At 65.3% G+C, this 22006-nt stretch carries 22 protein-coding genes; 13 read left to right on the top strand and 9 right to left on the bottom strand.

What is annotated here, in order from left to right:
• Positions 1-151: 151 nt before the first annotated feature.
• Complete coding sequence (locus tag GR316_RS03200; RefSeq protein ID WP_211784614.1) at positions 152-1507, top strand: DUF2927 domain-containing protein; 1356 nt, start codon at positions 152-154, stop codon at positions 1505-1507.
• On the opposite strand, the gene GR316_RS03195 is transcribed toward GR316_RS03200, so the two are convergent.
• From GR316_RS03195 to GR316_RS13880, 3 genes are read right to left on the bottom strand one after another with little or no spacing between them, the layout of a single operon-like run.
• A complete protein-coding gene (locus GR316_RS03195; protein ID WP_211784613.1) occupies positions 1504-2040 on the bottom strand; it encodes an RSP_2648 family PIN domain-containing protein in 537 nt (178 codons plus the stop codon). The two genes, GR316_RS03200 and GR316_RS03195, sit on opposite strands and share 4 nt — an antisense overlap.
• Positions 2037-3227 carry an RSP_2647 family RNA methyltransferase gene (locus GR316_RS03190; RefSeq protein ID WP_211785085.1) on the bottom strand — a complete coding sequence of 397 codons (1191 nt, stop codon included), beginning with the start codon at positions 3225-3227 and terminating at the stop codon, positions 2037-2039. Before GR316_RS03190 ends, GR316_RS03195 begins: the two co-directional genes overlap by 4 nt.
• A gap of 48 nt (positions 3228-3275) precedes the next feature.
• Complete coding sequence (locus tag GR316_RS13880; RefSeq protein WP_256442675.1) at positions 3276-3410, bottom strand: hypothetical protein; 135 nt, start codon at positions 3408-3410, stop codon at positions 3276-3278.
• A gap of 200 nt (positions 3411-3610) precedes the next feature.
• On the opposite strand from GR316_RS13880, the gene edd reads away from it, so the two are divergent.
• Complete coding sequence (gene edd, locus GR316_RS03185) at positions 3611-5416, top strand: phosphogluconate dehydratase (protein ID WP_211784612.1); 1806 nt, start codon at positions 3611-3613, stop codon at positions 5414-5416.
• A gap of 7 nt (positions 5417-5423) precedes the next feature.
• Positions 5424-6062, top strand: a complete 639-nt coding sequence (gene eda, locus GR316_RS03180; RefSeq protein ID WP_211784611.1) for a bifunctional 4-hydroxy-2-oxoglutarate aldolase/2-dehydro-3-deoxy-phosphogluconate aldolase — start codon at positions 5424-5426, stop codon at positions 6060-6062.
• Here eda and GR316_RS03175 read toward each other — a convergent pair.
• Positions 6059-8755: a [protein-PII] uridylyltransferase family protein gene (locus GR316_RS03175; protein WP_211784610.1), complete on the bottom strand. Its 2697-nt coding sequence runs from the start codon at positions 8753-8755 to the stop codon at positions 6059-6061. The genes eda and GR316_RS03175 overlap by 4 nt on opposite strands.
• Before the next feature lie 155 nt (positions 8756-8910).
• On the opposite strand from GR316_RS03175, the gene GR316_RS03170 reads away from it, so the two are divergent.
• The 4 genes from GR316_RS03170 to GR316_RS03155 all read left to right on the top strand — a co-directional run bounded on the left by GR316_RS03170 (position 8911) and on the right by GR316_RS03155 (position 11977).
• Positions 8911-9318: a DUF2852 domain-containing protein gene (locus GR316_RS03170; protein ID WP_211784609.1), complete on the top strand. Its 408-nt coding sequence runs from the start codon at positions 8911-8913 to the stop codon at positions 9316-9318.
• A 55-nt stretch (positions 9319-9373) separates the two neighbouring features.
• Positions 9374-9814: an RDD family protein gene (locus tag GR316_RS03165; RefSeq protein ID WP_211784608.1), complete on the top strand. Its 441-nt coding sequence runs from the start codon at positions 9374-9376 to the stop codon at positions 9812-9814.
• Between the two features lie 82 nt (positions 9815-9896).
• Entirely contained in the window at positions 9897-10706 is an 810-nt protein-coding gene (locus GR316_RS03160; protein ID WP_211784607.1) for an arginyltransferase, read from the top strand.
• Between the two features lie 191 nt (positions 10707-10897).
• Positions 10898-11977, top strand: coding sequence for a DUF475 domain-containing protein (locus GR316_RS03155; RefSeq protein ID WP_211784606.1), 1080 nt, complete (start codon positions 10898-10900; stop codon positions 11975-11977).
• 36 nt (positions 11978-12013) lie between these two features.
• Here the strand turns inward: GR316_RS03155 and GR316_RS03150 are convergent, their stop codons facing one another.
• Together GR316_RS03150 and GR316_RS03145 are read right to left on the bottom strand one after the other, a co-directional pair.
• Entirely contained in the window at positions 12014-12568 is a 555-nt protein-coding gene (locus GR316_RS03150) for a peptidylprolyl isomerase (protein ID WP_211784605.1), read from the bottom strand.
• A complete protein-coding gene (locus GR316_RS03145) occupies positions 12561-13067 on the bottom strand; it encodes a peptidylprolyl isomerase (RefSeq protein ID WP_211784604.1) in 507 nt (168 codons plus the stop codon). Before GR316_RS03145 ends, GR316_RS03150 begins: the two co-directional genes overlap by 8 nt.
• A gap of 119 nt (positions 13068-13186) precedes the next feature.
• Between GR316_RS03145 and GR316_RS03140 the strand changes: the two genes are divergently transcribed.
• The 6 genes from GR316_RS03140 (at position 13187) to GR316_RS03115 (ending at position 19673) form a co-directional block, all read left to right on the top strand.
• Entirely contained in the window at positions 13187-14377 is a 1191-nt protein-coding gene (locus GR316_RS03140; RefSeq protein WP_211784603.1) for a phosphoglycerate kinase, read from the top strand.
• Between the two features lie 87 nt (positions 14378-14464).
• Entirely contained in the window at positions 14465-15394 is a 930-nt protein-coding gene (locus GR316_RS03135; RefSeq protein ID WP_211784602.1) for a class I fructose-bisphosphate aldolase, read from the top strand.
• 105 nt (positions 15395-15499) lie between these two features.
• Positions 15500-15799: an FtsB family cell division protein gene (locus GR316_RS03130; protein WP_211784601.1), complete on the top strand. Its 300-nt coding sequence runs from the start codon at positions 15500-15502 to the stop codon at positions 15797-15799.
• A 119-nt stretch (positions 15800-15918) separates the two neighbouring features.
• On the top strand, positions 15919-16908 hold the full coding sequence (gene pdhA, locus GR316_RS03125; RefSeq protein ID WP_211785084.1) for a pyruvate dehydrogenase (acetyl-transferring) E1 component subunit alpha: 990 nt from the start codon (positions 15919-15921) through the stop codon (positions 16906-16908).
• A gap of 13 nt (positions 16909-16921) precedes the next feature.
• Positions 16922-18316, top strand: a complete 1395-nt coding sequence (locus GR316_RS03120; RefSeq protein ID WP_211784600.1) for a pyruvate dehydrogenase complex E1 component subunit beta — start codon at positions 16922-16924, stop codon at positions 18314-18316.
• 10 nt (positions 18317-18326) lie between these two features.
• Positions 18327-19673 carry a pyruvate dehydrogenase complex dihydrolipoamide acetyltransferase gene (locus tag GR316_RS03115; RefSeq protein WP_211784599.1) on the top strand — a complete coding sequence of 449 codons (1347 nt, stop codon included), beginning with the start codon at positions 18327-18329 and terminating at the stop codon, positions 19671-19673.
• Between the two features lie 63 nt (positions 19674-19736).
• On the opposite strand, the gene cysE is transcribed toward GR316_RS03115, so the two are convergent.
• From cysE to phoU, 3 genes are all read right to left on the bottom strand, one after another.
• A complete protein-coding gene (cysE, locus tag GR316_RS03110; protein ID WP_211784598.1) occupies positions 19737-20540 on the bottom strand; it encodes a serine O-acetyltransferase in 804 nt (267 codons plus the stop codon).
• Between the two features lie 61 nt (positions 20541-20601).
• Complete coding sequence (phoB, locus tag GR316_RS03105) at positions 20602-21294, bottom strand: phosphate regulon transcriptional regulator PhoB (protein ID WP_211785083.1); 693 nt, start codon at positions 21292-21294, stop codon at positions 20602-20604.
• The gene (phoU, locus tag GR316_RS03100; protein ID WP_211784597.1) at positions 21294-22004 is read right to left on the bottom strand and encodes a phosphate signaling complex protein PhoU; all 711 of its coding nucleotides are present in this window, start codon (positions 22002-22004) and stop codon (positions 21294-21296) included. Before phoU ends, phoB begins: the two co-directional genes overlap by 1 nt.
• Positions 22005-22006 lie beyond the last annotated feature (2 nt).

Here is a 22006-nt window from a genome sequence, read left to right as displayed (position 1 = left end):
AATTCCATGGCAGTTTTGTGATGATCCACGCTGCATCTTGTGGCACCACCCCTCTACGGCCCGAGGATTGGCCCTTCACCCGGCCATGGAAATCTCTATCGTCGGCGGCAGGGGCGGACCGCAGCCCCGCCCAAGAAGAAGAGCCTCCCGCATGCGTTTCCTCCCCGTCCTGTCATGCCTTGCACTTTGCGCATGCGCAGCCAGCGCGCCGCCCGTCACCATGGAGGCGGTCGCCCCCCTGACGGACCCGCTGCCCCCGATGAACCACTTCACCACCGTTACGCCGATGCCCCCGCATCGCAGCAATGCCGAAATGGCGCGCGACTTCCTCGATCTGTCCTTCGCGATGGAGAATGGCGACACCCTGCCCGTGATGAGCCGGTTCGACGGGCCCATCACCGTGGCCGTGAACGGCCCCGCGCCCAAGGTCGCGATGACGGATCTGGACCGCGTGATCGGTCGCCTGCGCAAAGAGGCGCATGTGGACATCAAGCGCGCCACGGCCCCGGCTTCGGTCACGATCGAATTCGTGCCGGCCGAACGTCTGCACAAGGCCGCGCCGACGGCGGCCTGTTTCGTGGTGCCGCAGGTCCGCTCCTTCACCGAATACACGCAGAATCTCCGCAATCCGGAACTCGACTGGGGTCTCTTGACGCGGCGCGATCATGTCGCGGTCTTCATCCCCGCCGACGAAAGCCCGCAGGAGATGCGCGACTGCCTGAACGAGGAACTCGCGCAGGCGATCGGGCCGCTGAACGATCTCTACCGGATCCCGGACACGATCTTCAACGACGACAATTTCCTGAGCGTGCTGACCGGTTTCGACATGCTGATGCTGCGCCTCTACAATTCGCCGGAGCTGCCCAGCGGCACGACGCGCGCGCAGGCCGAGGTGATCGTTCCGCAACTGCTGCGCCGTTACAACCCGTCGGGGGAGTTTTCGGCCCCTGCCGTGCCGCCGGACACGCCGAGGTCATGGATTCGCGCGATCGAAACCGCGCTTGGTCCGGACGCGACGGATAGTGCGCGGTTGCGTTCGGCAAAACGCGCGCTGCGCATCGCGCAATCCGAAGGCTGGACCGATGCGCGCCTCGGGTTCAGTTGGTTCGCCGTTGCGCGGCTCAGCCTCGATACGGATGTGGCGGCGGCGCTCGGCGGTTTCATCGAGGCGGCGCGCGTCTTCCGCACCCTGCCCGATGACGATGTGCGCGTGGCGCATGTGGATATGCAGATGGCCGCCTTCGCCCTCTCCGCAGGCCAGACCGAGGCGGTGCATCTTCTGACCGATGCGGCCATTCCCGTCGCCCGCCGGGCCGAGAATGCGGGCCTTCTGTCCACCCTGCTGATGATCCGCTCCGAAGCGCTGCGCCTTGAGGGGCAGAAGACCGCCGCAGCCGCCGCCCGGCGCGAGAGCCTTGCTTGGGGGCGCTACGGTTTCCGTTCGGATGACGATCTGCGCACCCGCCTCGCCGGGGTGGAGGCGCTGTCGCCCCCCATCGGCTTCTAGGCGGTGACTGCCTTTGCAACGCGCGGCAGGCCCGCGCGTTTCAAAAGCGCCCGCAGCGACACGGGCTGACCCGCGATCTCTTCGGCGCGGCGATGGACGCGTTGCGCCACCTCCGCCACCGGGGCGGGATGGTGGGACCACATCTCCCACAAAAGGCTGTCGGGATCGCGGCGCTCCACCCCTTCGGCGGCGAGGATGTGGCGGGGAAAATCTTGTGCGTTGAACGTGACGATGACATCCGCGCTGCCGGCGATGGCGGTGGCAAGGACGTGGATGTCGTTCTCATCGGGCAGATGCAGCCGTGCCTCCAGCCCCGGACGGGGCGGAACGGTGGCGGATGCGAACTGCGCCCGCATCGCGGCACCCACCGCCCGCGCCTCGTCTTCGGAGCCGTGGCGGCGGGCGGCACGCGCCCATTCCTCCAGAATGCGCTCGGACCACAGCGGCACGAACACCCCCTGCGCCGCCACCCCCAAAAGCATGTCCCGAAGGACGGGCGGAAAGATCACGCAGGTGTCGAGGACCGCCCTCACCCGTCGAGCCGGAAGAACAGCGACTTGAGATAGCCGCTCTCGGCCAGTTGGGGCAGCATCGGGTGATCCGCACCGGCAAAGCCCGTGTGCAGAAGTTGCGCCCGCCGCCCACCGCGCCCAATCCCCCGCGCCGAAGCGTTGCGGAACGAGGCGAGATCCGCCGCATGGGAACAGGAGCAGAGCACCAGATACCCACCCGGCGCGACCAGCGGGGCCGCCAGGCGCGCAATCCGCTCATACGCGCGCAGACCGGCCTCCAATGCGGGCTTGGCCGGCGCGAAGGCGGGCGGATCGCAGATCACGAGATCGAACCTCGCCCCCTCTTCGGCCAAGGCTTCGAGCGTGTCGAAGGCATCGCCGCGCCGGGTAGAGAAGCGATCGGCCACGCCGCCCGCCTTTGCCCCGCCCTCGGCCAAGGCCAGCGCCGAGGCCGAGGCATCCACGGCCAGCGCCGACGCCGCCCCGCCCGCCAAGGCCGCCAAAGCAAAGCCCCCGACATGGGAAAAGACATCAAGGACGCGCGCATCCCGCGCAAGCCCGGCCGCAAAGGCATGGTTCGGACGCTGATCGTAGAAGAGTCCCGTCTTCTGCCCGCCCGTGAGGTCGGCCAGATAGGTCGCGCCGTTCATGGAAACCGGCACCGGGGCGTCGATCTCGCCGATCAGAACGCGCGTTTCCTCGGCCAGCCCCTCGAGGCTGCGGGCGCGGCCCGAGCCGTTCATGACGACCGTCTTCACGCCCGTCACCTGCACCAGCGCGGCCACGATCAGATCGAGATGCGCATCGGCCCAAGCTGCGTTCGGCTGGATGACGGCAGCATCGCCGAAACGGTCGATGATCACGCCGGGAAGGCCATCGGCCTCGGCATGGATCAGGCGGTAGAAGGGTTTGTCGAACAGGCGCTCGCGCAGCTGAAGGGCGCGGGCAAGGCGCGCCTCGATCCATGGCTGGTCCAGCACCGCTTCGGGATTGCGGTCGAGGACCCGCCCGATGATGCGGGACGCGGTGTTCACCGTCACCAGCGCAAGCGGGCGACGATCGGCATCTTCCAGCACGGCAAGCGCGCCGGGGGGAAGTTTCTGGGTCCGGCGGTCCGTGACCAGTTCGTCGGCATAGATCCAGGGGAAGCCGTGGCGGATCGCGCGGGCTTCGGCCTTCGGGCGCAAGCGGACGATGGGAAGGGGCATGTCTGTCATGGCCATCCCTTAGCCGCTTCGCGCTCGCAGAGAAAGGCCTCAGATGGCCTTCGGGGTCGCCTTGCGCAGGCCCAGCGATTTGAACTTGCGAACGGCCGCACGAAGAAGCGATGCAAGATAGAGAGTGCGCTCGCGTTGGGCCGCGATCATCAGCTCATGTTGGTTCGGCATCATGGGGATAACCTCTTTCATTGGTTTCGCCTCCCGAGACCGTAGATAACACCGCGCCCTTGTCAGGAGGACATCCGAGTTCGTATTCCTGCCATGCGCCGAACGCATCGCTGGGGTTCCCATCGGGCGCAGTTACCGCTAACATCTTGAAGAACGCGGGACGAAGCCCATCTCGTGTGACAAATGCCAGAGGTGGTTGACCCATGACCTTGAACAGCACACTCGATCGCGTCACCGACCGGATCCGCGAACGCTCCGCCCCGACGCGCAGCGCGTATCTGAAACGCATGGCAGAGGCCGCCGGCAACGGACCGCAGCGCGCACACCTGTCCTGCGGCAACCAAGCCCACGCCTATGCCGCGATGGAGGATGACAAAGCGACGCTGGCCGAAGGGCGCGCGCCGAACATCGGCATCGTCACGGCCTATAACGACATGCTGTCGGCGCACCGCGTCTATGAACATTACCCCGAACAGATCCGCGAGGCCGCCCGCCGCGTGGGGGCCACGGCGCAGGTCGCAGGCGGCGTGCCCGCCATGTGCGACGGCGTGACCCAAGGTCAGGTCGGGATGGAGCTTTCGCTTTTCTCGCGTGATGTCATTGCTTTGGCGGCGGGTGTTGCCATGTCGCACAACGTGTTCGACGCCTCGCTCTATCTTGGGATCTGCGACAAGATCGTGCCGGGCCTGATCATCGCAGCCTCCACCTTCGGGCATGTGCCGTCCGTCTTCGTGCCGGGTGGGCCGATGACCTCGGGCCTGCCGAACGACGAAAAATCCAAGGTCCGCAACCGTTTCGCCGCCGGTGAGATCGGCCGCGACGAGTTGATGGCCGCCGAGATGGCCTCCTATCACGGGCCGGGCACCTGCACCTTCTATGGCACCGCGAACACCAACCAGATGCTGATGGAGTTCATGGGTCTGCACCTGCCGGGCGCAAGTTTCGTCAATCCTTACACGCCCTTGCGCGAAGCTCTTACCACGGCGGCGGTGGAACGTGCGGCGGGGATCACGGCGCTTGGCAACGACTATCGCCCCGTGTCGGAGATCCTCGACGAGAAGGCCTATGTGAACGGCATCGTCGGGCTGATGGCGACAGGCGGGTCCACGAACCTCGTGCTGCACCTGCCGGCGATGGCGCGGGCTTCGGGCGTAATCCTCGATCTGGAAGATTTCGAAGATATCTCGGCCGCCGTGCCGTTGATGGCGAAAGTCTATCCGAACGGTCTGGCCGACGTGAACCATTTCCACGCGGCGGGCGGGCTTGGCTATATGGTCGGCCAGTTGCTGGATGCGGGCCTGCTGCATGACGATGTGAAGACGGTGATGGGCGACGGCCTTTCCCACTATCGGAGTGAGCCGAAGCTGGTCGATGGCGAGCTGACATGGACCGAAGGTCCGAAGGAAAGCAGCAACGACAAGATCCTGCGCCCCGCCAGCGATCCCTTCCAGAAGAGCGGCGGTCTGAAGCAGCTGTCCGGCAATGTCGGTCGCGGCGTCATGAAGATCTCGGCCGTTGCGCCCGAACGTCAGATCGTCGAGGCGAAGGTGCGGGTCTTCAAGGATCAGCTGGAGGTGAAGGAAGCCTTCCGCGCCAATACCTTCACCGAGGATACGATCGTCGTCGTCCGCTTCCAAGGACCGCGCGCGAACGGGATGCCGGAACTCCATTCGCTGACGCCGATCCTGTCGGTACTTCAGGATCGTGGGTTGAAGGTCGCGCTGGTGACCGACGGCCGGATGTCCGGTGCGTCGGGCAAGGTGCCCGCGGCGATCCACGTCTCCCCCGAGGCGGCGCAGGGCGGACCGCTGGCCCGCGTCCGCGATGGCGACCGGATGCGCGTCGATGCGGTGGCCGGTACGATCGATATTCTGGAATCAGACTTTGACACGCGCACGCCGGTGACAGAGGATCTGACCGCGAACCGCTTCGGCATTGGCCGCGAGCTGTTCGAGAGTTTCCGCCAGACGGTCGGCAATGCCACCGAAGGCGCCGCCGTCGTTGTATGAGGATCGAATGACACCTGCCGAACAAAGCTCCCGCGCCGCCGAAATCTGCCGGCTCGCGCCGGTCATCCCCGTTCTCGTGATCGACGATGTCGCCCACGCCGCATCCTTGGCGAAGGCGTTGATCACCGGCGGCCTTCCGGCGCTGGAGGTGACGCTGCGCACCCCGGCCGCGCTGGACGCGATTCGCGCCATGTCCGAAATTGAGGGCGGGTTCGTCGGTGCGGGCACGCTGCTGACCCCGGCCGACGTGAAGGCCGCGAAAGCCGCGGGCGCGACCTTCGGCGTTTCGCCCGGCGCGACGGACCGCGTCCTTGCCGCCTGCGAGGATGAGGGGCTTCCCCTCCTGCCCGGCGCCGCCACCGCGACCGAGGTGATGCTTCTGCTGGAGCGTGGGTACACCGTGCAGAAGTTCTTCCCGGCCGAAAGCGCCGGCGGTGCGCCCGCGATCAAATCGCTGTCGGGTCCGATCCCGCAGGTGTCCTTCTGCCCGACGGGCGGCGTGTCGCTGAAGAACGCCAAGGATTACCTCAGCTCCTCCAACGTGCTCTGCGTCGGCGGAAGCTGGGTCGCGCCCAAGGACAAGATGATCGCCGGCGATTGGGCCGGGATCGAGGAGCTTGCCCGCGAAGCGGCGGCCCTGCGCTAACGCGCCAACAGACGATCGAAGGCGGCGGCCACTTGGTCCGCATGGTCCGACAGGGCCGCCGCCAGATCACCTTCCGGACCCAATGCGCGCAGCAAAAAGGTCCGTGCACCCTCTCCCGTATCGTCGGGATTGAGGGGGACCGGCGACAGAAGCCGACTTGCGCATTGCACCCGCCAGAACAGCCGATCCGCGTCACGCAGCGAAGGACCGAGGCCCGCCATCTGCGCCTCCACCGAGGTGGCCATGCATGCGCCGAGCAGCGCGTTGCACTGGGCCAGCAGCTCCAGATCCATCAGCCGCCCGCTGCCGTTGCGTGCATCCCACGCCGTCCGAAGGGGCTTGGCGGCATTCAGACGGCGGCGCATGTCGGCGACATCGCCCGCCACGCGCGCATCGCGCCCGCGCACCCGGATCACCTCCTGCCGCAATTCTTCCACCCGGCAGACCAGCGCCTCCGGCCCTACAAGCGGGCGTGCGCGGGTCAGAGCCAGATGCTCCCACGTCCATGCCTCGTTCATCTGATAGGTGCGGAACGCCTCGACCGATGTCGCAAGCGGCCCTTGCCGCCCCGAAGGACGCAGCCGCATATCGGCCTCGTAGAGTGCGCCTTCGGCCGTCTGCGCCGTCAGCGCCGTCAGAAGCGCTTGCGTCAACCGAGCGTAATACATGCGTGCGATCAATGGCTTGTCGCCCGAACTTTCCACGTCGGCTTCACAGTCGTAGATGACGATCATGTCGATATCGGAGCGGGAGTGCATCCGCCCCGCGCCAAGGCTGCCCATGCCGAGAACGGCCGCGCCCACGCCCGGCGGTGGGCCGTGGCGCCGCGCAAACTCCGCCACCACCACGGGCCAGAGGCCGGTGATCACCGACTGCGCCAGTTCGGCATAATGCGTTCCGGCCTGATCCGCGTCGATCAGCCCGCGCAGGTGATGCACGCCGATGCGGAAATGCCATTCCTTCATCCAGCGGCGCGAGGCATCGAGCTTCGCCTCGTAATCGCCTGCCCGGCCCAGATGCAGCGCAAGGTCGGCCTGAAGCCCCGCAAGCCCCGGCCATGGCTCAAAGAAGCGCCCGCCGATCACCGCGTCCAGCACCCCCGAATGGCGCGAGAGATAGCGCGCGAGATCCGGCGCGACCGAGGCGATGTCCACGATCAGATCCACCAGCGGCGGATTCGCCTCAAACAACGAGAATATCTGCACGCCCGCAGGCAGGCCCCGCAGGAAACCGTCGAAAGCGAGCAGCGCCTCCTCAGGCTCCCGCGCCTTTTGCATCCGCGTCAGAAGCTGCGGCCGGATGCGGCGAAAGATCGTGCGCGCGCGGTTGGTACGCAGCGCGGCATAACCGCTCCACCCCTCGACGATGGCCCGGGCGCGTTCGGACAGGTCCGGCTCATCCGGCGTATCGGCCGGCTCAAACAGGGCTTCGGTCAGGTCGGCGGTACGCTCCAGCCGGGTTAGCAGGCGGGCGCCGAACGCCTCCGGGGTTTCGGCGTTCAGATGGGCGATGCGGGCCAGCGATTCGGGATCGGCGGGCACGCGGTGCGTCTGCTGATCGCCGATCATCTGCAACCGATGCTCCACCTGACGATGCGCGCGGTAAAGATCCGTAAGCTCCTGGGCCGTGTCGTCGTCGATCCAGCCCGCAGCCGCCAGCGCCTTCAGCCCGCCCACCGTGGTCCGGTCGCGCAGCGAGGGGTCGCGCCCCCCAGCGATCAATTGGCGCGTCTGGGTGAAGAATTCGATATCCCGGATACCGCCCTGTCCCAGCTTCAGATCGTGCCCCTCCACCTTCAGCGGGCCGTGCAGGCCCCGATGGTCGCGGATGCGGGCGCGCATGTCATGCGTATCCTCGATCGTGGCGAAATCGAGGTGCTTTCGCCACACGAACGGCGTCAGAGTGCGCAGGAAACGCTCTCCCGCCTCCAGATCGCCGCCGCAGGGGCGTGCCTTGATGAAGGCCGCGCGTTCCCACGTCCGGCCGACGCTTTCGTAATAACTCTCCGCCGCGCCCATGGAGATGCAGACCGGCGTCACCGCCGCGTCGGGCCGCAGCCGCAGATCGGTGCGGAAGACATAACCCTCGGCTGTCACGTCCGACAGGATCGCGGTCATCTTGCGCGTCACCCGGATGAAGGCGGCCCGCGCCTCCTGCCAGTCATCGTGGCGCGTCTCGTCGAACAGGCAGATCAGGTCGATGTCGGAGGAATAGTTCAACTCCCGCGCGCCCGTCTTGCCCATGGCGATGACGACCATGCCCGAGGCGGGCCCTGCCTCGGCCAGCTTGCCGCGCCGGATCTCGGCCTCCACAAGCCGCCGGACGCTGAGATCCACGGCGCGGTCGGCAAGATCGGTCAGCGCGCCCGTCACCTCCTCCAGCGACCAGACGCCGCCCAGATCGGCCAGCGCCGTCAAGAGCGCCACCCGCCGTTTCGACTTGCGCAGCATCACCGGAAGTTGCGCCAGATCGGCGTCGCGGGCCAGTTCCGCAGCCAGCGCCCCCTCCGGGTCCGCCAGAGCGGAGGGGAGCCAGTCGGCCTCCTTGCGGATCAGGTCGCGCAGATAGGGGCTGGCGCTGGCGGTGGCGGCCAAAAGGTCGCGGCACGGGCCGGACCATGTGGAACGGACATCCTCGGCCGCGGCGGCGTCGTGGACGATCGGAAGGCGCGTGATGCGGTCCTGCAGGGTCATGACGCCGACTATCGCCCGTCCACGGGCCATCGGCAAGCGGCGCGGCACTTATGTGAAAATCTTTAACATGCATCTTGAAGCTGCGGCAGGGCATACCGATCTTGGATGATGTGAATGGCTTTCACATCCCTATTCGCACTTGGAGGAACGCCCGAATGAACGCATCATCCGCCGCGCCCGGCGGCATCCTGACTTGGCCGCGCCGCGCCGAAGGCTGGCTTGACGAACGCGGCCGCACCGCTTGGATCGCGGCCACGATCCTCGGTTTCGTTCTTGCTTGGCCTGTTGGGCTTGGCATCCTTGCCTATATGATCTGGAGCAAACGCATGTTCAGCCGCAAAGACATCGTGCGCCGAACCTCGGGCCTTGCCTCGGCGGCGCGTCCGACCGGAAACCGCGCCTTCGACGCCTACAAGGCCGACACCCTGCGCCGCCTCGAAGAGGAACAGACGGCCTTCGAATCCTTCCTCAAGCGCCTGCGCGAGGCGAAGGACAAACAGGAGTTCGACGCCTTCATGGACGAACGCACCAAGACGCGCGACGTACCGACCGCCGCCGACTGATCTGCGGCGGCCCTACCGGGCCGCCCCTCACCCCCCCTAACAGAGACATGACCGGATGCCCCAGATCGATCCACTGCCCGATCCCGACCGCCATGCCGAATTCTATCGCGGGGTGCCGACGCGCCGGGCGATCGCATGGTGCCTCGACCTGACGCTGATCTTCGTTCTGACATTGATCATCGTGCCGTTCACGGCCTTCACCGCGATCTTCTTCTACCCGCTGCTGTTCCTCTGCGTCAGCTTCATCTACCGCTGGTGGGGGCTTGCGCGCGGTTCGGCGACACCGGGGATGCGGCTTTTGGGCATCCATTTCCTGAACCGCCGAGGGCAGCCGCTGGATGGCGGCGAGGCGCTGCTGCATGTCATCGGCTATTACCTGTCGATGGGAACGCTTCTGGTTCAGGCGCTGTCGGTGGTGCTGATGCTGACGACGCGGCGCGGTCAGGGGCTGACGGACCTCGTCCTCGACACGGTTTGCGTGCATCGCGCGGCCTGAAGGGCAGAATCTTCGCGATCTCCGCTTGGCGAATGCGGGTGGGGGCGTTACCTTCATGTCACCCACCCTTGGCAGAGTGTTCATGCGTCACACCCTTCCCATCGCGCCGCAGTTCTATGTGACAGCCCCGCAGCCCTGCCCCTATCTCGATGGGCGGATGGAACGGAAGCTGTTCACGGCACTTCATGGGGAACATGCGCAGGTCCTGAACGACGCGCTGTCGAAGCAAGGCTTCCGCCGCTCGCAGAACGTGCTCTATCGCCCATCCTGCGCCGATTGCGCGGCCTGCCTGTCGGCGCGCATCCGCGTCGCCGATTTCAAGCCCTCCCGGACGCAGCGCCGTGTGCTCAAACGCAACGCGCATCTGCGCCGCAATCCGACGGCACCTTGGGCGACCGAGGATCAATACGCCCTCTTCCGCCGCTATCTCGACGTGCGCCATTCGGATGGCGGCATGGCCGATATGGACATCTTCGAATTCGCCGCCATGATCGAAGAAACGCCGATCCGCAGCCGCGTCATCGAATATGGCGGGCCGGACGGCCTTGCGGCGGTATCGCTGACGGATGTGTTCGATGACGGGCTGTCGATGGTCTATTCCTTCTACGACCCGGATCTGGCCGAAAGCAGCCTCGGCGTGTTCCTGATCCTCGATCATGTCCGCATCGCACGCGAGGCCGGCCTGCCCTATGTCTATCTGGGCTATTGGGTGCCGGGCAGCCGGAAGATGGGCTACAAGGCGAATTTCAACGCCCTCGACATCTACAAGGACGGCACATGGCAGGATCTCGGCGATCCGGCCGCGCATGAGGCGACGCGCCATCCGCCGTTGGTCGATCCGATCGCCGAACAGGTCGCCCGCATCTCCCTGCCCGAGGCACGTCGCGGCTGACCCTTGCCGCATCCGGGCCTGCGCGTTACATATCGCTCACGGCCCGGTGATGGGCCGGATCGGTGACCGGGCCCCTCTGGCGTCAGTAATGCGGCAACTCACGTGATGTCGGCACCGCAACGTTCCTGCCGCATGGACGTTATTATCATGAGCCATCCGCTGTTCGACGCAGCCGTGGCGGGGGGCCGGACATGAGCGCCGCCTCCGCAAAGAAATCCACGCTTTCCTACCTGACATGGGCCTTCGTCGCCACGGTCGTAGGCCTCGCGCTTGGCGCGTGGCTGGGCTGGCAGATGACGGGCACCGTGCAGGGCACCGCCTCCATCTTCTTCATCGTCGCAGTCCTTGCGGTGCTGGAGATTTCGCTCTCCTTCGACAATGCCATCGTCAACGCCAACAAGCTGAAGACGATGGACCCGGTCTGGCAGCGCCGCTTCCTGACATGGGGCATCATCATCGCCGTGTTCGGGATGCGCATCGTCTTCCCGCTTCTGATCGTCGTGATCGCGGCGAAGATCGGGCCTTGGGCCGCGATCCAGATGGCCGCGACCGATCCCGACCGCTATGCCGCCATCATGCACGATGCCCATCTGCCGATCGCAGCCTTCGGCGGCACGTTCCTGATGATGGTCGCCCTGTCCTATTTCTTCGACGAGGAGAAGGACATCCACTGGGTCCATACCATCGAAAGCTGGGCGCAGCGCTATGCCTCGATCAAGGGGCTGGAGATCGCCTTCGTCCTCGTGGTGGCCCTCGCCTTTTCGCGGCTGCTGCCGGAGGGGCCGATGCGGTCCACCTTCATCATCTCCTGCGTCTATGGCCTCGTGACCTTCCTGCTGGTGGAGGTGCTGGGCGCCTTCCTCGACCGCTCGCAGGATGCGACGGACGCGGCGGTGAAGGGCGGCCTCGGGGCCTTCCTTTATCTGGAGGTGCTGGACGCGTCCTTCTCCTTCGATGGGGTGATCGGGGCCTTCGCGCTGTCGCAGAACCTGTTCATCATCGCGATCGGCCTCGGCATCGGGGCGATGTATGTCCGCTCCATGACCATCATGCTGGTGGAGCGGGGGACGCTGACGCAGTACCGCTACCTCGAACATGGGGCGTTCTATGCGATCCTGATCCTGTCCGTGATCATGTACGTCCAGACGCTGACCCATATTCCCGAGGTGATCACCGGCCTCGGCGGGGCCTGTCTGATCGGGGTGGCGCTCTGGTCCTCCATCCGGTGGAACCGAGCCAACCCGGACCACGACGCCCAGACGTCGGATTGACGCGAAAGGCCCCCGGATCGGGGGCCTTTCCATATCTCAGTTCTGAACCGTCACATGGACCATGCGATCGGGGTTGCGCGGCGGCTCGCCCCGGGTGATCGCATCCACCACGTCCATGCCGCTGATCACCTGACCGACGACCGTGTACTGGCCGTTCAGGAAATCGCCCGGCGCGAACATGATGAAGAACTGGCTGTTCGCCGAATCCGGATCCTGCGAACGGGCCATGCCCACCGTGCCGCGCTGGAACGGGGTCGAGGTGAACTCGGCCGGGATGTCCGGCAGGTCCGAACCGCCCATGCCCGCACGGGCCGTAGAGCCGCCCTTGCCGAACTCGACATCGCCCGTCTGGGCCATGAAGCCGTCGATGACGCGGTGGAACACCACATCGTCGTACTGACCGGATTCGGCCAGCTTCACGATCTGGGCGACGTGTTTGGGCGCAAGGTCGGGGCGCAGGTCGATCACGACCTCGCCATTCGCACCCTGCCCCGCGATGTCGATCACGAGGTTCGGGCCCGGCCCATCCTCCTGCGCCAAGGCGGGAACCGCCCCAAGGCACAGCGCCGCGGCAAGCGCCAGCTTACGCATCGGCGGCCACGCGCACGCGGATCATGCGGTCGGGGTTCTGCGGCGGCTCGCCCCGGACGATCTTGTCCACGAACTCCATCCCGCTGACGACTTGGCCGTAAACGGTGTATTGGCCGTTCAGGAAATCGTTATCCTTGAAGTTGATGAAGAACTGGCTGTTGGCCGAGTTCGGGTTCATCGAACGTGCGGCCCCAAGGCTGCCGCGGGCATGCGGGATCTTGGAGAATTCGGCCGGCAGGTCCGGCAGGTCCGATCCGCCCGTACCGGCGCGGCGCAGGTCGAACCCCTGCTCGGCATTGCCATTCTCCACATCGCCCGTCTGGGCCATGAAGCCTTCGATGACGCGGTGGAAGACGACGTTGTCATAGGCGCCGGCGCGGGCCAGCTCCTTCATACGCTCCGTATGCTTCGGGGCCACGTCGGGCAGAAGCTGGATCACCACGTCGCCGTCCTTCAGCGTCATGATGATCGTGTTTTCGGGATCCTTGATCTCGGCCATCGGGCCTCTCCTTTGTGGTTCCGGGGCGGAACGTAATGCGCCCGGCGCCCGGTGAAAAGGCACCGTTGACCTTCGGGGGTGATCCGGTGCTACTTGCGCCAAGCCAAGAGGAGGTTCCAATGACCTGGAAAACGCTGGACGACATGGATCTGCAGGGCAAGACCGTGCTGGTGCGCGTGGACGTCAACGTCCCGATGGAGGATGGCGTCGTGACCGATGCCACCCGCATCGAGAAGATCGTGCCCACGGTGCGCGACATCGTTCAGGCCGGCGGCCTGCCGGTGCTGCTGGCCCATTTCGGCCGCCCGAAGGGCCAGCCCGTCCCGGAGATGAGCCTGCGCCACATCCTTCCCGCACTGGAACGTGCCCTCGGGATGCGAGTGAATTTCGCCGAGGATTGCATTGGCGATGCCGCCCGTACCGCGATCGAAAGCGCATCCGAGGGCGAGGTCGTCCTGCTGGAGAACACCCGCTTCCATGCCGGCGAGGAAAAGAACGATCCCGAACTGGCCTCGGCGATGGCCGCGCTCGGTGACATTTACGTCAACGATGCGTTTTCCGCCGCGCACCGGGCCCATGCCTCGACCGAAGGGATCGCGCGGATGCTGCCGTCGGCGGCGGGCCGCCTGATGGAAGCGGAGCTGAAGGCGCTGGATGCGGCGCTCGGCTCTCCGGCGCGTCCGGTGGTTGCGGTGGTCGGCGGGGCGAAGGTGTCCACGAAGCTCGATCTGCTGGGCAACCTCGTCGGCAAGGTCGATCATCTTGTGATCGGTGGCGGCATGGCCAATACCTTCCTCGTGGCGCAGGGCATCGAAGTCGGCAAGAGCCTTGCCGAACGCGACATGGCCGACACCGCCCGCGAGATCCTCGCCAAGGCGCAGGCTGCCGGCTGCGAGATCATCCTGCCGCTCGATGTCGTCGTCGCGCGGGAGTTCAAGGCAGGCGCCGCAAGCGAGACGGTGCTGGCCGAAGCCTGCCCGCCCGATGCGATGATCCTCGATGCCGGACCGGAAAGCGTGGCCCATGTGGCGATGGCCTTCGGCAAGGCCAAGACGCTGATCTGGAACGGCCCGCTCGGCGCCTTCGAGATCGAGCCCTTCGACACCGCCACCAACGCCGCAGCCGCCCGCGCCGCCGAACTGACCGAGGCCGGACAGCTCGTTTCGGTCGCTGGCGGGGGCGATACCGTGGCCGCGCTGAACAAGGCCGGGGCGGCGGAACGCTTCACCTATATCTCCACCGCGGGCGGCGCTTTCCTCGAATGGATGGAAGGCAAGGAGCTTCCGGGCGTGAAGGCACTACACGTCTGACAAATCGACGGGGTGTTAGCGCGAACTGCATTGTCAGCCTTCGCGCCCCCCTCTACCTTCCCCGAGCAGTCAGCATAGGGAAGAGACATGCGCACCAGCAGGAAAGTCCAGAAGATCCTCGCCAACTACGAAGGGGAAACCCCCGGCGTGAAGGCGAACCTCGCCCGGATGTTGTCGGAGGGGAAGCTGGGCGGCACCGGCAAGATGATCATCCTGCCGGTGGATCAAGGGTTCGAGCATGGCCCCGCGCGCAGCTTCGCGCCCAATGCCGAAGGGTATGACCCGCATTACCACTACCAGCTTGCGATCGATGCGGGCATGTCGGCCTATGCCGCCCCGCTGGGTCCGCTGGAGGCCGGCGCCGACACCTATGCCGGTCAGATCCCGACGATCCTGAAGGTGAACTCCGCCAACTCGCTGATGTCGGACACGGCGGGCAAGAACCAAGCGATCACCGCCTCGGTCGATGATGCGCTGCGCCTCGGCTGCTCGGCGATCGGTTTCACCATCTATCCCGGTTCGGACATGGCCCTCGACATGTTCGAAGAGATCGTGGAAATGCGCAAGGAAGCGGCGGCCAAGGGCGTCGCGACGGTGATCTGGTCCTATCCGCGCGGCGAGGCCATCACGAAGGAAGGCGAAACTGCGATCGACGTGTCCGCCTATGCCGCGCATGTCGCGGCGCTTCTGGGCGCGCATATCATCAAGATCAAACTCTCCACCGACCACATCATGCAGCCCGAGGCCAAGAAGGTCTACGACGCGCAGCAGATCCCGATCGCGGAACTGGCGGATCGTGTGCGCCACTGCGTTCAGGCAAGCTTCGCCGGTCGCCGGATCATCGTCTTCTCGGGCGGTGCGGCCAAGGGCGAGGATGCCGTCTACGACGATGCGCGCGCCATTCTGGCGGGCGGCGGCAACGGCTCCATCATCGGGCGCAACTCGTTCCAGCGCTCGCGCGAGGATGCGCTGGCGATGCTGGGCAAGCTGGTGAACATCTACAAGGGCAACGAATAAGCCCCGCAGCCTCCCGGCCCGTGCCGGGAGGCTCTTTGCCTTGCCGGGCGCTTGTGTCATCATTGCGCCGATGCGCCGGCGGTCAGGCGCGGTGCGAGGCAGAAGATGAAACAGACCAACCGCCTGTCCCTTGGCGCCGTGATCTATGTCATGGCATTGGCCACATTGGGCCTTTATTTCACCTTCGCTGCCGTCCAAGGGGATTACGGCGTGTTCCAGCAGGTTCAGATCCGCGCCGAAACGGCCGAACTGACCGCCGAACGCGACCGCCTTCAGGGCGAGCTGGACAATGTCCGCAACCTGACCAAACGCCTGTCCAACGATTACCTCGATCTCGACCTGCTCGATCAGCAGGCTCGGGAGATCCTCGGCTATATGCGCAAGGATGAGATCGTCATACGCTGACACCGCCCTAGATCGGGCTGAGAACGACCCGCGCACTTTTGCGCTACACACCTGCGAGCATATGCGCTACAGGTAGTTTAATGCTAAACTATTTCCGCTTTCTGGTGGAGGAGGACGCGATGGCCAACAAATCTCCGGCCGATTTGCCCAACGTTTCCAAGGACGAGCTCCTTGGCTATTACCGCGACATGCTGCTGATCCGGCGGTTTGAGGAAAAGGCCGGCCAGCTTTACGGCATGGGCCTGATCGGCGGCTTCTGCCACCTCTATATCGGGCAGGAAGCGGTCGTCGTCGGCCTCGAGGCTGCGGCGCAGGAAGGCGACAAGCGTGTCACCTCCTATCGCGATCACGGCCATATGCTGGCCTGCGGCATGGACGCCAAGGGCGTTATGGCCGAGTTGACCGGCCGTGAGGGGGGCTACTCCAAAGGCAAGGGCGGCTCCATGCACATGTTCAGCCGCGAGAAGCATTTCTACGGCGGGCACGGCATCGTGGCGGCGCAGGTGCCGATCGGCGCCGGTCTGGCCTTTGCCGATGCCTATCTGGAAAACGGCGGCGTGACCTTCACCTATTTCGGCGACGGCGCAGCGAACCAAGGTCAGGTCTATGAGACCTACAACATGGCGCAGCTGTGGAACCTGCCGGTCATCTTCGTGATCGAGAACAACCAATACGCCATGGGCACGAGCGTGAAGCGCTCCACCAAGTCGCCCTCCTATTGGGAACGCGGCGCGGCTTACGGCATCGCCGGCGAGGCTGTGGACGGCATGGACGTGCTGGCCGTGAAGGCCGCCGGTCAGAAGGCGGTGGAATACTGCCGCGCGGGCAAAGGCCCCTACATCCTCGAGATGAACACCTACCGCTATCGCGGCCACTCCATGTCCGACCCGGCGAAATACCGCACGCGGGACGAGGTGGAGAAGATGCGCTCCGAGAAGGACCCGATCGAACATGTCCGCGACCTTCTGGTCACCGGCGGCCATGCCTCGGACGAGGAACTGAAGGCGATCGACAAAGACATCAAAGCCGTCGTGAACGAATCCGCCGAGTTCGCGAAGGAAAGCCCGGAGCCGGATGTGTCCGAGCTCTGGACGGATATTTACGCGTAAGGGAGGCGATACCATGGCAACGCAAGTTCTGATGCCGGCCCTGTCGCCGACGATGGAAGAAGGCACGCTGGCCAAGTGGCTGGTCAAGGAAGGTGACGAGGTCAAATCCGGCCAAGTCATGGCCGAGATCGAGACGGACAAGGCCACGATGGAGTTCGAGGCGGTCGATGAGGGTATCATCGGCAAGATCCTGATCGCCGAAGGCACCGCCGGTGTGAAGGTCAACACCCCGATCGCCGTTCTGATCGAAGAAGGCGAAAGCGTCGACGACGTGGCCGAGGCCCCGGCCCAGCCCGCCGAAGAAAAGCAGCCCGAGAAGCCCGAAGGCTCCGAAGCCAAGCATATGGACCAGCCGGTCGTCACCTCGCCCGGCACTGCGGTTCCCGGCAAGCGCGACCGCTCGCCCGATTGGCCCGAAGGCACCGAGATGAAGACCATGACCGTGCGGGAAGCCCTGCGCGAAGCCATGGCCGAAGAGATGCGCGGCAACGACAAGGTCTTCCTGATGGGCGAGGAAGTCGCCGAGTATCAGGGTGCCTACAAGATCAGCCAAGGCCTGCTGGACGAGTTCGGCGCCAAGCGCGTCGTCGATACTCCGATCACCGAGCATGGCTTTGCCGGTCTGGCCGTGGGCGCGGCCTTCGGCGGTCTGAACCCGATCGTGGAGTTCATGACCTTCAACTTCGCCATGCAGGCGATCGACCAGATCATCAACTCCGCCGCCAAGACGCTCTACATGTCCGGCGGTCAGATGGGCTGCCCGATCGTGTTCCGCGGTCCGAACGGTGCCGCCGCCCGCGTGGGCGCGCAGCACAGCCAAGACTATGCCGCATGGTACGCCCATATTCCGGGCCTGAAGGTGGTGATGCCCTATTCGGCAGCCGATGCCAAAGGTCTGCTGAAACAGGCGATCCGCGATCCGAACCCGGTCATCTTCCTCGAGAACGAAATCCTCTACGGCCGGTCCTTCGACGTTCCGGTGATGGATGATTTCACCATCCCGTTCGGCAAGGCGCGCATCTGGCGCGAGGGCAAGGACGTGACCATCGTCTCGTTCGGGATCGGCATGACCTACGCCCTCGAAGCGGCGGACAAGCTGGCCGAGGACGGGATCGAAGCCGAAGTGATCGACCTGCGCACCCTGCGCCCGATCGATTACGAAACGGTTCTGGAATCCGTGCGCAAGACGAACCGCTGCGTCACGGTGGAGGAAGGCTTCCCGGTCGGTGCGATCGGCAACCACATCTCCGCCACGATCATGCAGCAGGCCTTCGACTATCTGGATGCGCCGGTGATCAACCTGACCGGCAAGGATGTGCCCATGCCCTATGCGGCCAACCTTGAGAAACTGGCGCTCGTCACCACGGCCGAGGTGATCGAGGCCGTGAAATCCGTCTGCTATCGCTGAGGAGGGACGCATGGCAACCGAGATCCTGATGCCCGCCCTCTCCCCCACGATGGAGGAAGGGACGCTGGCGAAATGGCATGTGAAGGAGGGTGACGAAGTCACCTCCGGCATGATCCTCGCCGAAATCGAGACCGACAAGGCCACGATGGAATTCGAGGCCGTGGACGAAGGCACGATGGGTAAGATCCTCATCGCCGAAGGCACGTCGGGCGTGAAGGTCAACCAGCCGATCGCCATCCTCGTCGAGGATGGTGAGGAGGTGCCCGAGGGCACCGAGGCGCAGAAGGCCGACACCGAAGACGAGAAAGCCGGCCGGCAAGAGCAGGTCGAGCCCGAGGGCGCCGGCAAGGGCGCATCGAAGTCCGAACAGCCGGCTCCGGCTGGACGTGTTGCACCCGGCGCGCTTCCGGCGCCGGTGGCGGATGGCAAACGCGTCTTCGCCTCGCCCCTCGCCCGCCGCATCGCCAAGGACAAAGGGCTTGATCTGACGCAGCTAAAGGGCTCCGGCCCGCATGGCCGCATCATCCGCGCGGATGTGGAGGCGGCGAAAGCCGGCGCTGCACCCGAGGCTGCGGCTGCGCCCAAAGCCGACGCACCGAAGGCCGCCGCCCCCGTGGCACCCGCCGCGAGCAGCGCCGATGCCGTCAAGAAGATGTATGACGGCCGCCCCTATGAGGAAGTCGCGCTGGACGGCATGCGCCGCACCGTCGCGGCCCGTCTGACCGAAGCCAAGCAGACAATTCCGCACTTCTATCTGCGCCGAGATGTGAATCTCGATCCGCTGATGAAGTTCCGGGCGACGCTGAACGCGCAGCTCGAAGGTCGCGGTGTGAAGCTGTCGGTCAACGACTTCATCATCAAGGCCTGTGCGCTGGCACTCCAACAGGTTCCGGGTGCGAACGCCGTCTGGGCCGGCGACCGCATCCTGAAGCTGAAGCCGTCGGATGTCGCCGTGGCCGTCGCCATCGAAGGCGGTCTCTTCACGCCGGTGCTGAAGGATGCCGATCAGAAATCGCTCTCGACCCTGTCGGCCGAGATGAAGGATCTGGCGGCACGGGCACGGAACAAGAAGCTTGCCCCCCATGAATATCAGGGCGGCAGCTTCGCGATCTCCAACCTTGGCATGTTCGGGATCGAGAACTTCGACGCGGTCATCAACCCGCCGCATGGGGCGATCCTCGCCGTCGGTGCCGGGCTGAAGAAGCCGGTCGTCGGGAAAGATGGCGAACTGACGGTCGCGACGATGATGTCGATGACGCTTTCGGTCGATCACCGGGTGATCGACGGCGCGCTCGGCGCCGAACTGATGAAGGCGATCGTCGAGAACCTCGAAAATCCGATGGCGATGCTGGCCTGAGGCCAGCATCCTACGATCGTGCAAACGGCCGGAGGCATCTGCCTCCGGCCGTTTTCATTTGGATCAGTCTTTGACGAGTTGGTCCATGTTGATCGACGGTTGATCGCATCCGGCCTCGCCCACCACGCGGGCGGGCACACCGGCCACCGTGGTGCAGGGCGGCACGTCGCGCAGCACGACGGAGCCCGCGGCGATTCGGCTGCAATGGCCGACCGTGATGTTCCCCAGCACCTTTGCCCCCGCGCCGATCATCACCCCATCCTCGATCTTGGGATGCCGATCGCCGTCCTGCTTTCCCGTACCGCCCAGCGTCACCGAATGCAGCATGGAGACGTTGTCCCCCACGATCGCCGTCTCACCGATGACGATGGAATGGGCGTGGTCGATCATCACCCCGCGGCCGACCTTCGCCGCCGGATGCACATCGACGCCGAACACCTCGGACACGCGCATCTGCACGAAATAGGCCATATCCCGGCGCCCTTGGGTCCAGAGCCAATGGCCGATGCGATAGGCTTGCAGCGCCTGATATCCCTTGAAGTATAGCATAGGCTGCAAATACCGATGGCAGGCTGGATCGCGATCGAAGACCGCCGTCAGATCGGCCCGCGCCGCCTGAACGATGTCGGGGCTGGCGGCATAGGCCTCTTCGCCGATCTCCCGCAGGATCTGCTCGCTCATATCGTTGGAGGACAGCTTCAGCGCGAAACGATAGGCCAGCGCGCGATCCATCGTCGGATGATGCAGCAGGCTGGCATGCACGAAGCCGCCGATCAGCGGCTCGTCCCGGATCGCCTGCTGCGCCTCTTCGCAGATCCGCTGCCAGATCGGGTCGAGCGTGGAGATATTGGTGCGGGTTTCTGCCATGGACGGTCCTCCGGGTTGCGCCGCCATATTACCAGCGGCGCCCGGACGACGCGACCCCCGATCAGCCGAGGGCGTATCCCGCCCCGCGCACCGTGCGCAGCGGATCATCGCCCCCATGCACGCACAGCGCCTTGCGCAGCCGCCCAATATGCACATCCACCGTGCGCGTGTCGACATAGATGTCGCGGCCCCAGACCCTGTCCAGCAACTGCTCGCGGCTGAAGACGCGGCCGGGCTTTTCCATGAAGGTCGTCAGCAGCCGAAACTCGGTCGGGCCGAGTTTCAGGATCTTGTCGCTGCGATAGACTCGGTGCGTTTCGGAATCGAGGCGGATGTCGTCCCATTCGAGGATCAGCCCCACCGCCGCCGGGCGCGAGCGGCGCAGTTGCGTCCGCACACGCGCCAGAAGCTCCACCACCGAATAGGGCTTCACGACGTAATCGTCCGCCCCCGTCTCGAGCCCGCGCACCCGGTCCACTTCCTCCGACCGCGCCGACAGCATGATGACCGGCAGGCTGCGCGTTTCGGGCCGTGTCTTCAGGCGGCGGCAGACCTCGATCCCAGAAAGGTTGGGCATCATCCAGTCCAGCACGACGACATCGGGCGCGGCCTCATCGACCAGAAGCAGCGCCTCTTCGCCATTCGCGGCCTGAATGACGCGCAGCCCCTCAGCCTCGAGGTTGTAGGCAAGAACCTCCCGCTGTGCGGGTTCGTCCTCCACCAGCAGCACGGTCGGTTGATCGGCGAGCGGCATCATTCGACCCCGATATAGGAGGTTTCGTCGCCCTTGATGCGCCCCTCTTCGGGCATCGACCCGGTGACGAGGTAGATCACCTGCTCGGCGATGGTCGTGGCGTGATCGCCCACCCGCTCGATGTTCTTGGCGATGAAATGCAGATGCATGCAGGCGGTGATGTTGCGCGGGTCTTCCATCATATGCGTCAGGAATTCGCGGAACAGCGCGTTGTACATCTGATCCACCTCGGCGTCGCGCTGCCGCACTTCGGCCGCCAGCGCCGCATCGCGCTGGATATAGGCGTCGAGCGCGTCCTTCAGCAGCAGTTCCACCGTCTTGGCCATGCGGCGGATCGCGATGGCCGCACCGGGGATCGGCGCCATCTGCGACAGGACCGTGGACCGCTTGGCGAGGTTCTTCGCAAAATCGCCCGAGCGTTCCAGACTGGCGGAGATCTTGATGACCGTCAGCACCGTGCGCAGATCCGCCGCGATGGGCGAGCGCAGGGCGATGACGCGGGCGCATTCGGCGTTCACCTGCTCTTCCAGGGTGTCGATGGCGCGGTCGTTCTCGCGCACCTGCTGGGCCAGTTCGTCGTCGCGCGTTTCCATGGCGCGGGCGGCGTTCGAAAGCGCCTCCTCCACCAGCCCGCCCATCTTCATGATCATGGCCTGAACGGATTCGAGATCGCGATCGAAGCTGGAAACGATATGTGTGTCGCTGTTCATCT

Origin of the sequence: Falsirhodobacter algicola, from assembly GCF_018279165.1 — a bacterium.
In the GTDB taxonomy this organism is placed as follows: domain Bacteria; phylum Pseudomonadota; class Alphaproteobacteria; order Rhodobacterales; family Rhodobacteraceae; genus Falsirhodobacter; species Falsirhodobacter algicola.
Note: the sequence above shows the minus strand (reverse complement) of the source record. Positions and strands in the feature narration are given on the sequence as shown.

Bases quoted from the DNA above. Each gene is read 5' to 3' on its own strand.
- GR316_RS03200 (WP_211784614.1), top strand. From the start codon at position 152: ATGCGTTTCCTCCCCGTCCTGTCATGCCTTGCACTTTGCGCATGCGCA.
- GR316_RS03190 (WP_211785085.1), bottom strand. From the start codon at position 3,227: ATGCCCCTTCCCATCGTCCGCTTGCGCCCGAAGGCCGAAGCCCGCGCG.
- GR316_RS13880 (WP_256442675.1), bottom strand. From the start codon at position 3,410: ATGATGCCGAACCAACATGAGCTGATGATCGCGGCCCAACGCGAGCGC.
- edd (WP_211784612.1), top strand. From the start codon at position 3,611: ATGACCTTGAACAGCACACTCGATCGCGTCACCGACCGGATCCGCGAA.
- eda (WP_211784611.1), top strand. From the start codon at position 5,424: ATGACACCTGCCGAACAAAGCTCCCGCGCCGCCGAAATCTGCCGGCTC.
- GR316_RS03175 (WP_211784610.1), bottom strand. From the start codon at position 8,755: ATGACCCTGCAGGACCGCATCACGCGCCTTCCGATCGTCCACGACGCC.
- GR316_RS03170 (WP_211784609.1), top strand. From the start codon at position 8,911: ATGAACGCATCATCCGCCGCGCCCGGCGGCATCCTGACTTGGCCGCGC.
- GR316_RS03165 (WP_211784608.1), top strand. From the start codon at position 9,374: ATGCCCCAGATCGATCCACTGCCCGATCCCGACCGCCATGCCGAATTC.
- GR316_RS03160 (WP_211784607.1), top strand. From the start codon at position 9,897: ATGCGTCACACCCTTCCCATCGCGCCGCAGTTCTATGTGACAGCCCCG.
- GR316_RS03155 (WP_211784606.1), top strand. From the start codon at position 10,898: ATGAGCGCCGCCTCCGCAAAGAAATCCACGCTTTCCTACCTGACATGG.
- GR316_RS03150 (WP_211784605.1), bottom strand. From the start codon at position 12,568: ATGCGTAAGCTGGCGCTTGCCGCGGCGCTGTGCCTTGGGGCGGTTCCC.
- GR316_RS03145 (WP_211784604.1), bottom strand. From the start codon at position 13,067: ATGGCCGAGATCAAGGATCCCGAAAACACGATCATCATGACGCTGAAG.
- GR316_RS03140 (WP_211784603.1), top strand. From the start codon at position 13,187: ATGACCTGGAAAACGCTGGACGACATGGATCTGCAGGGCAAGACCGTG.
- GR316_RS03135 (WP_211784602.1), top strand. From the start codon at position 14,465: ATGCGCACCAGCAGGAAAGTCCAGAAGATCCTCGCCAACTACGAAGGG.
- GR316_RS03130 (WP_211784601.1), top strand. From the start codon at position 15,500: ATGAAACAGACCAACCGCCTGTCCCTTGGCGCCGTGATCTATGTCATG.
- pdhA (WP_211785084.1), top strand. From the start codon at position 15,919: ATGGCCAACAAATCTCCGGCCGATTTGCCCAACGTTTCCAAGGACGAG.
- GR316_RS03120 (WP_211784600.1), top strand. From the start codon at position 16,922: ATGGCAACGCAAGTTCTGATGCCGGCCCTGTCGCCGACGATGGAAGAA.
- GR316_RS03115 (WP_211784599.1), top strand. From the start codon at position 18,327: ATGGCAACCGAGATCCTGATGCCCGCCCTCTCCCCCACGATGGAGGAA.
- cysE (WP_211784598.1), bottom strand. From the start codon at position 20,540: ATGGCAGAAACCCGCACCAATATCTCCACGCTCGACCCGATCTGGCAG.
- phoB (WP_211785083.1), bottom strand. From the start codon at position 21,294: ATGCCGCTCGCCGATCAACCGACCGTGCTGCTGGTGGAGGACGAACCC.
- phoU (WP_211784597.1), bottom strand. From the start codon at position 22,004: ATGAACAGCGACACACATATCGTTTCCAGCTTCGATCGCGATCTCGAA.